Annotated in this window: 2 protein-coding genes; both read left to right on the forward strand. The window is 42.7% G+C overall.

The window, feature by feature from the left end:
- Positions 1-355 precede the first annotated feature (355 nt).
- A complete protein-coding gene (locus tag NWQ57_RS15535; protein WP_306023073.1) occupies positions 356-1,846 on the forward strand; it encodes a sialate O-acetylesterase in 1,491 nt (496 codons plus the stop codon).
- 84 nt (positions 1,847-1,930) lie between these two features.
- Positions 1,931-2,347, forward strand: a complete 417-nt coding sequence (locus NWQ57_RS15540) for an MAPEG family protein (RefSeq protein ID WP_306023074.1) — start codon at positions 1,931-1,933, stop codon at positions 2,345-2,347.
- Positions 2,348-2,435 lie beyond the last annotated feature (88 nt).

The following is a 2,435-nucleotide window of genomic DNA, read 5'->3' on the forward strand; positions in this document are numbered from 1 at the left end:
GGTAAACCAATTTCACTGTATTCATTCGCATAAATTAACTGTATTTGTAATAACATTATTACAAAAGAAAACAGTTTGATGGTTTTCATAGTTCTAAAAAATCTTTTTTAATCAGATATTTATTATTACCTGATGCTATGCGATGCGTCGTTTTTATACAACTAAATGTATTGATAGATTAAGTCGAATATACTATACAGCTTGCTTCTCAGCATTTTTATCCTTTGGGACAGTCACGTTTTTAACTTAGCTGCTCGACACGCCAATAGGATACATTTAGCTGTGGTGTTAGCATGGCGGTGACGTGCTATTTTCTCTTAATTTTTAAATGCCGAAAATAAAATGGCTAAGCACGTTGAGTACTCTCACTGAAATGAACGACCCCTTTAACAAGCAACGTGCCTTGTCCCTGCCGTCGATTTTCTCTGATCACATGGTTTTGCAGCGTAACAAAACCATCACGGTTTGGGGCCTGAGTAAACAAAAGCAGGTGATCAAGGTCAAGTTAAAGGACAACAATACAATAATAGCGAGTAATACCTCCGAGATTGACGAACAGGGAAAGTGGCATTTAACCCTTCCCGCGCAGCAAGCGGGTGGCCCATTTAGTCTGAGGATCAAGCAAGGCAGTGAGCAAATCGAAGTTAATGACGTGCTGATTGGCGATATTTGGTTAGCCTCTGGTCAATCAAATATGGAATGGAAATTAAATTGGCAAGTTGATGATTGGCAAGAGGAAGTGGCCAACAGCCTTAATCCTAATATTCGTTTTTTTGAAATCGCCAAGCAATATCACGCCATCCCACCAGCGCTATTAAGGCAGGGACAATGGAACATAGCCAGCCCTGAGACAACAGGAGAATTCTCTGCCGTAGCATGGCATTTTGCTAAGCGCTACCAACAACATACCGGTATTCCGCTTGCAATAATTGACAGTACTTGGGGCGGAACTCCGGCCGAAGCCTGGACTTCCCTTGAAGCTTTACAGTATGTTCCAGGCTATCAAGATAGTGCTTTGGACATGCTTGAAAATACTCAGCAATGGCAACAAAAGTTCAGTGACATTGAGGCTCTAGAACAACAAAATCAGCCCCTTAATTCCAAACACGAACCTACATCCTATAAGTGGAAACCCGGGGTGCTATTCAACGGCATGATCCACCCTCTTATTCACTTTCCTATCAATGGCGTTATTTGGTATCAGGGTGAAAACAACGTTGGTGCTAACGCCATATACAGTGATTTATTTAAGGCTTTAATCAAGGATTGGCGCGCACAATGGCAAACACCAGATTTGCCGTTTTTATTTGTGCAACTGGCCAGTTATCTTCAGCAAAAAAACCACGTGCAAAACAGTGACTGGGCACGCTTACGAGAAGCTCAAGCTTCTGCTTTAACCTTGCCCTATACAGGCATGGCCGTCACTATTGATATTGGCGATGCCAATGATATTCATCCCCGCAACAAAGCCGAAGTGGGTGAACGACTGTGGCGTATTGCCCAGCATATGGTGTTACAAGAAAATGTCAGTTACTCAGGCCCAGTAATGCAGCAGGTGCAACCACAGAAAATAGCAGGGAAAAACGTTTTAGTCGTATCGTACAAACATATTGATGGCGGCTTACAGGTAAAAGGCGATCAATTGGCCGGTTTTGCTATTGCTAGCACTGACGGCAAATTTGTTCATGCTCAGGCCACCATTCAAGACAACAAGGTGATTGTAAGTGCGCCTAAGATTAAGCAACCTGTTTCGCTGCGTTATGGCTGGGCCGATAATAGCCCTGCTAATCTATATAATCTCGCGGGCTTACCAGCCCTACCCTTTTGTTATATTCAGGAAGACTAAATCTGCACTTTTACAGCCAGTGTGATCTATTCTATGATGATAAGCATATGAAATAGTTAAGTTAATAGAAAAGGAACTCTCACTATGTTTACCGATTACAGCGCTGCTTTTTGGGCCATCTTTGTTGCTATTTTAACCCTAATTGTGCAAGGTCTCGTTGCTGCAACCAGCAAAGCTTCGCAACCCGATGCAGTGCCAGGAAAAATGGATGATTCGTTGAGTCATTCCTCGTTTGTGTTTCGCTCAAACCGTACGTTTATGAACTCATTGGAAAATTTTCCTGCATTTTTAGGCAGTGCAGTCTTAGCTATCTTAGTGGGAGCGAGCTTTTTATGGACAGCAGTGTTTTTGTGGATATTTGCCATCGCGCGGATCATTCATATGGCGCTGTACTACGCTATTGCTACAGAAAAAAATCCCAGCCCCCGCAGTTACTTTTATTTAATCGCCTTGGCAGCAAATATCGCTTTATTGGCTTTGTGTGGCTTCACGCTGATTTAGTTGATAGCCCGCGATTTCGCTCAGCGCCTTAAAATGTATCTTTCCGCTACTTACGCATATCGCATATCGCATATCGCATATCGCATAT

This window comes from Paraglaciecola sp. (assembly GCF_030730205.1).
Taxonomy (GTDB): Bacteria; Pseudomonadota; Gammaproteobacteria; order Enterobacterales; family Alteromonadaceae; genus Paraglaciecola.

Coding starts and splice junctions, on each gene's coding strand:
- NWQ57_RS15540 (WP_306023074.1), top strand. CDS start 1,931: ATGTTTACCGATTACAGCGCTGCTTTTTGGGCCATCTTTGTTGCTATT.